Source organism: Frankia sp. CeTa3Moorea, from assembly GCF_978021225.1.
Map to the genome: position 1 here is coordinate 1 of NZ_CDXDOR010000216.1, position 6,073 is coordinate 6,073.

Sequence of the window (6,073 nt, forward strand, 5' to 3'; positions counted from 1 at the left end):
GTTAAGTTGACAGGCCCCCGCTTCGCGGGCGGCCCTCCCCCGACAGTTGAGCACCACAGGTGCACCCTGCTTGACAGTTCGAGCACCTGCACTGGCTACGCGACGTGATCTGGGAGGAGGACCGTTCCCTGCTGCGCACCGGCGACGGACCCGAGCTGATGTCCATCCTCACCAACCTGGTGATCACCCTGTTTCGAATACTGGGAGTAACCAAATTCAGAGACGAGACCTCCCGCAACCACCAAAACCCCCACCGAGCACTCCGACCCCTGCTCCTGTGACCCCCTCTGATCAGGCAAAACTCACCGCCCGACTTTGACGAGTCCCTGCTCCGGGTGGTCGGCGCGTCTCGGCCGGCGCCGGGCGGCGACGTGGGCCGCGTCGCCCGGCCGTGGCACTGCGCCCCGGCCGCGGTCCCTGCCGCTGCGCAGGCCGGTCTGAACTGTTACCTGGCTGGCCTATGGTGCCGTGGTGACACCCTCGAACCCGGACCCGTCCCCATCGGCGCCCGTCGGCGGTGATGTCGCCCCGACCGGCGTCAGCGTTCCAGCGGGGCGCGAGCGCCGCATCCCGCCGCCGGAGCAGTTCCGTGGGCCAGTCATTGCCCGGCGTGGCCAGGTGGAGCACTCCACCACGGATCAGCGCCTGCTCGACACCCGCAGCCCCTCGGGGTTCGTCCATTCCGACCCGTGGCGGGTCATGCGGATCCAGAGCGAGTTCGTCGAGGGTTTCGGCCTGCTCGCCGAACTGCCACGGGCGGTGACCGTCTTCGGCTCGGCCCGGATTCCCCCGGACAGCCCGTTCTACGAGCAGGGCCGGCTGCTCGGCGCCGCGCTCGCCGAGGCCGGCTTCGCGGTGATCACCGGCGGGGGGCCGGGCGCGATGGAGGCGGTGAACCGTGGGGCCCAGGAGGCCGGCGGCCTGTCGGTGGGCCTCGGTATTGAGCTTCCCTACGAGCAGCGGCTCAACGACTGGGTCGACCTCGGCGTCAGTTTCCGCTACTTCTTCGTTCGCAAGACGATGTTCGTGAAGTACGCCGAGGCGTTCGTGATCCTCCCCGGTGGGTTCGGCACGCTCGACGAGCTGTTCGAGGCGCTGACTCTGGTCCAGACCGGCAAGGTCACCCGGTTCCCGGTGGTGCTGATCGGCTCCGAGTACTGGTCGGGACTCGTCGACTGGATGCGGACGACCCTGTTGCCCGCCGGCCTGGTCCAAGAGCGGGACCTGCAGATCCTCTCGATCACCGACGGCATCCACGAGGCCGTGCGCATCATCCTGGAGGGAACCGCCGGGCACACCCGGCCCGCAGGTATGGATATTCCGTGAACATCTGCGTGTACTGCGCCTCCTCCGAGCTGATCGACCCCTCGTACGTCCTGCTGGCGGCCCAGACCGGCACCGAGCTTGCCCGGCGCGGCCACACCCTGGTCTCCGGCGGAGGCTCGGTGTCGTGCATGGGGGCGATCGCCCGGGCGGCGCGGGCCGGCGGAAGTTACACGGTCGGCGTGATCCCGCGGGCGCTGGTCGCGATGGAGGTCCGCGACCTGGACGCGGACGAGATCATCGTCACGGAGACCATGCGGGAGCGTAAGGCGCTCATGGACGCACGCTCGGACGCCTTCCTGGCTCTGCCCGGGGGCCTGGGCACCCTGGAGGAGCTGCTTGAGGTCTGGGTCGCCGGGGTCCTGCGCATGCACACCAAGCCCGTGGTGGTCCTCGACCCCGACGGGGTCTTTGCCCACCTGCGGATCCTCGTCGACGAGATGGTCGACCGCGGGTTCGTCCGCCCGCGCGCCCGGGACACCCTCCGCTGGGCGACCGGCATCGGCGAGGCGGTGGACTTCCTGGAGGCGGGTGTGACAGAGGCGACCGTCACCTCGCCCCCGCCCCCGACCCTGCGGGAGATCGTCGAGGGCGACTGAGCCCGTTCCTGTTCCTTGCCTATCCAGAGGGTTTCGTGTCCGAAAAATCCCTCTGGATAGGCTGGCTGGCTGGCTGGATAGGCAGGCTGGCTGGGTAGGCGAGGGCGGTCCTCAGGCGAGGCCGCGGCGGGCGACGGCGAGGTCGACGTCGCCCCGGATCGCCGCGACCATCCGCAGCGTCCGCCACGTCGCCGCCACCTGGTGCGCCCGGAAGACCCGGGCCCCGAGCCAGGCGCTGACCGCGGTCGCGGCCAGCGTGCCCTCCAGGCGTTCGTCGATGCCAGTGTCCAGGGTCTCCCCGACGAAGTCCTTGTTCGACAGCGCGACGAGCACCGGCCACCCGGTGGCGACCAGTTCCGGCAGCCGGCGGGTGGCCTCGAGGGAGTGGCGGCTGTTCTTGCCGAAGTCGTGCCCGGGATCGACGAGGATCGCATCCGGCCGGACCCCGAGCGACACCGCCCGCTCGGCGAGCCCCACCGTGGTGGCGACGATGTCGGCGACCACGTCGTCGTAGACCATCCGGTGCGGCCGGGTGCGCGGCGGCAGATGGCCGGCGTGGGTGCAGACCAGACCGGCGTCGAACTCGGCCGCGACCTCGGCGAGCGCCGGGTCCACCCCGCCCCAGGCATCGTTGAGCAGGTCGGCGCCCTCACACGCGACGACCCGTCCGACCTGCGCGCGCCAGGTGTCGACGCTGATGACCAGCCGGGGGTGGCGGGCCCGGACCTCGGCGACGAAGCCACCCACGCGGCGCAGCTCCTCGGTCGCACTCACCTCGCCGCCGGGCGCGGCCTTCACCCCGCCGATGTCGATGATCCCCGCCCCCTCGTCGACCGCACGGTCGACCGCAGCCAACGCCTCGGCCGCACCGTACGTCGCCCCGCGGTCGAAGAAGGAGTCCGGGGTGCGGTTGACGATCGCCATCACGATCAGCTCGGTCGGCTCGAAGGTCCGCGGACCCAGTCGTAGCGGATCCCGCCGTAGCGGGGCCGGGTGGGCAGCGTCGGCATGCACCGGGCCAGCCTGCCAGAATTACCGCGATCGGCGGGCCGTGGCACGATCGGATGCGTGGTGCTCGTCATCGAAATTGTGATCGTGGCCGCCGTCGTCTTCGCGGTGGCCGCGCTGGCCGTCGGTCGCTTCGATCGGCTCGCCCCGGCGCCGCCGGACGGCGCTCCCACCGGACTACCTGTCGGTACGGTAACAGCCGGTGACATTGCCCGCACGCGGTTCGGGATGGCGCTGCGTGGTTACCGGATGGCCGAGGTTGACGCCGTCCTGCTTCGGCTGGCCGACGAGCTGGCCTGGCGGGACGAGGAGCTGGCCCGGCGGGACGAGGAGCTGGTCCGGCTGGCCGCGTTCGCGCGCGTCGACACCGCGCCATCGCCGGACGGGCATCGGGTTACTCGCTCGCCACAGATCGACGAGTGATCGCCGCCGACTGTCCGTGGCATCCGCCGACTGTCCGTGGCATCCGCCGACTGTCTGTGGCATTACAATCGACTGTTGGTAGCCGGTCGATCTGGCCTACGCAGGGACACGTACAGGCGCCGCCGTCAACATCGATGCCCACCTCTCGATGTTGCGGCGGGCGACTGTTGTGATGCCGCGCAGAGACGTGTTTCGGTTTGCGGTCCGGTCTACGGGATAATCGTCGTCAGATGCAGGTCCGACGGCAGGAAGAGGTGCACCGATGGCGGCCATGAAGCCGCGGACGGGTGACGGTCCGCTCGAGGTGACCAAGGAGGGGCGCGGCATCGTCATGCGTGTCCCGCTGGAGGGGGGCGGTCGGCTCGTCGTGGAACTCACCGCCGACGAGGCGAGTGCGCTGGGGGATGCCCTGAAGACCGCGGTCGGTTAACCGTCCGTGTGTCCGTCCGTGTGCGCTGTCCTCGCGCCTGTCCCGCGGCAGCCGGGTCCCGTCGTGGTCCGGCGGTCCCGGCGAGTCCGGCTGTCCCGGCGAGAAGGCCGGCATGAGCATCGTTGATTCCGCGCCAGGCCCGGCGATCGACGGGCTCATCAGGCTTCCGCTCAGCGTCACCCTACGGTCCGCCACCGTCGCCGGCGTCGAGCCCGCGACCGTCGCCCTGGTCCTCGCGTCGTCCGAGAACGGACCCGTGTTCGATGAGACTGCCCGCGGCGTCGGTGCCGATCTAGGACTGGATCTCGCGCTGCTGGTCGAGTCCGAGTCCCTGCGCGGCGATGCGGGTTCGGTGCTGGTGGTGCCGTTGGCCCGGACGGCTCGGCCGACCCGGCTGCTCGTGGTCGGCATCGGCGCCGGTCAACCGGGTGACTGGCGGGCCGCGGGCGCCGCGCTCGCCCGCCGCGCCGGGGCACCGGACCGGCTCGCGGTGGTGGCGGAGCCCGGCGATCCGGGCCTGCGGGCCTTCACCGAAGGCCTGGCGCTAGGCGCCTACCGGGCCGCTGGAGTGCTCGACCCGGCTGGCGGAGTGCCCGACCCGGCTGGCCGGCCCGGGCCGGAGAACGGCGTGCCCGGCGACGTTATCGTGCTCACCGGTCGGGCGGACGAGCCTGGGGCGGCGGCCGCGGTCGACGCCGCGCGGGCGGTGGCCACCGGGGTATACATCGCCCGCGATCTGGTCAACATGCCGAGTCTGGTGAAGTCACCCGAGTGGCTGGCGAACCGTGCCGTGCGCATCGCCGCGTCGGCGGGTCTCGACGCGACCCTGCTCGGCCCCGGCGATCTTTCGGCGCAGGGCTTCGGGGGGTTGTGCGCCGTCGGTGAGGGTTCCCCTCGGCCGCCCTACCTGGTCAAACTCGAATATCACGGGCCACCGCGGACTTCTGGCGAGGCCGGGTTGGCGGGATCCGCCGGGTCGGCAGGGCCGGATGGTTCGTCGGCGGGCCGCTTCACCGATGGTCACCGGGTCCTGGTCGGGAAGGGAATCACCTTCGACTCGGGTGGGCTCTCCCTGAAGCCGGCCGTCCCGATGGCCGGCATGAAGACTGATATGGCGGGCGCGGCGGCGGTGCTCGGGGCGATGACCGCGTTGCCGGCGTTGAACGTGCCCGGGCGCGTCACCGGTCTGCTCTGCCTGGCGGAGAACATGATCGGTGCGACTGCCATGCGTCCCGGCGACGTCATCACCTGCTGGGGCGGGACCACGGTGGAGGTACTGAACACCGACGCCGAGGGTCGCCTGGTGCTGGCGGACGGCCTCGCCTACGCCGCGGGCGCGCTTGACGCGGATGTCATCGTCGACCTCGCCACGCTGACCGGAGCGATCGCCGTGGCGCTCGGCCGGCGCACCGCCGGGCTGTTCAGCTCGGACGACCAGCTGGCGGCGGCGCTGTCCGCCGCGGCGGACAGCGCCGGGGAACGGGTGTGGCGGCTGCCGTTGGTGGAGGAGTACCGGGCGGCGATCGACTCGCCGGTGGCGGACCTCGCCAACATCGGCCGGGCGCTGGACGTCGGGGGCGGTTCCATCACCGCGGCGCTGTTCCTGCGGGAGTTTGCGGGCCGGCGGCCCTGGGCGCATCTGGACATCGCGGGCACCGCACGGTCGGACGCCGACGACGGCGAGATCAGCCGGGGCGGCACCGGGTGGGGGGTGCGTACCCTGCTGACCTGGCTGTCGGGTGGGCCGTCCCAGGCACCGGCGGCCTGAGTAGAACCCCGGAACCCCGGAACCCCGGAACCCCGGAACCCCCAGACGGTCCCAGGTACCCCTGGGTGTTGCCGGGCCGCGAGGGGGATCTCAGGCCGCGAGACGCAGGAGCACGGCCTCGTATCCCCGGGCGATGTCCTCGGAGAGGACCAGGGAGACCCGGAGCACCACGGTGCGCTGGACGAAGACGTACTCGGTGACGAGCGGGTTGTCGGCGGTGACGGTGAGGAGCTTCGTCGCCCGCCGCTGCGCGCTCTCCGTGTCCGCGAAGACCTCGATTGAGCCGCCGCGCTCGATCGCGTCCGCGGCGCTCCCGGAGACCTCGTTGACGCCCACCCGCGGATCGCTGAAGGCGATTCTGCTGGTGTAGCCGTTCGTCCGGCCCAGGAGACGATCGGGGTCGGTGACCGCGGTGTAGACGACGGTGGTGTGCAGCGGCAGGCCCGCGCCGGCCAGCCGGATCGCCACCTGCTCGGCGGTAAGGCCGGCGAGGCCGCCTCCCGCGGCCGACGGGGTGGGTAC

The 6,073-nt window shown here is 71.5% G+C and carries 6 protein-coding genes and 1 pseudogene; 5 read left to right on the forward strand and 2 right to left on the reverse strand.

Annotated elements, in window-relative coordinates:
• Positions 1 to 471: 471 nt before the first annotated feature.
• Both AC08OV_RS22795 and AC08OV_RS22800 read left to right on the forward strand, forming a co-directional pair.
• Entirely contained in the window at positions 472 to 1,326 is an 855-nt protein-coding gene (locus AC08OV_RS22795) for an LOG family protein (protein WP_476615571.1), read from the forward strand.
• A complete protein-coding gene (locus AC08OV_RS22800; protein WP_476615572.1) occupies positions 1,323 to 1,922 on the forward strand; it encodes an LOG family protein in 600 nt (199 codons plus the stop codon). The genes AC08OV_RS22795 and AC08OV_RS22800 overlap by 4 nt, the downstream gene beginning before the upstream one ends.
• 111 nt (positions 1,923 to 2,033) lie before the next feature.
• Here AC08OV_RS22800 and folP read toward each other — a convergent pair whose 3' ends face one another.
• A complete protein-coding gene (folP, locus tag AC08OV_RS22805; RefSeq protein WP_476615573.1) occupies positions 2,034 to 2,936 on the reverse strand; it encodes a dihydropteroate synthase in 903 nt (300 codons plus the stop codon).
• Between the two features lie 54 nt (positions 2,937 to 2,990).
• Here folP and AC08OV_RS22810 point away from each other — a divergent pair, with 54 nt between their 5' ends.
• From AC08OV_RS22810 to AC08OV_RS22820, 3 genes are all read left to right on the forward strand, one after another.
• A complete protein-coding gene (locus AC08OV_RS22810) occupies positions 2,991 to 3,353 on the forward strand; it encodes a DivIVA domain-containing protein (RefSeq protein WP_476620288.1) in 363 nt (120 codons plus the stop codon).
• 262 nt (positions 3,354 to 3,615) lie between these two features.
• Positions 3,616 to 3,783, forward strand: a complete 168-nt coding sequence (locus AC08OV_RS22815; protein WP_007511639.1) for a DUF3117 domain-containing protein — start codon at positions 3,616 to 3,618, stop codon at positions 3,781 to 3,783.
• Between the two features lie 112 nt (positions 3,784 to 3,895).
• Positions 3,896 to 5,551 carry a leucyl aminopeptidase family protein gene (locus AC08OV_RS22820; protein WP_476620289.1) on the forward strand — a complete coding sequence of 552 codons (1,656 nt, stop codon included), beginning with the start codon at positions 3,896 to 3,898 and terminating at the stop codon, positions 5,549 to 5,551.
• A 90-nt stretch (positions 5,552 to 5,641) separates the two neighbouring features.
• On the opposite strand, the pseudogene AC08OV_RS22825 reads toward AC08OV_RS22820, so the two are convergent.
• Positions 5,642 to 6,073, reverse strand: a pseudogene (locus AC08OV_RS22825) (hypothetical protein); the annotation flags it as partial.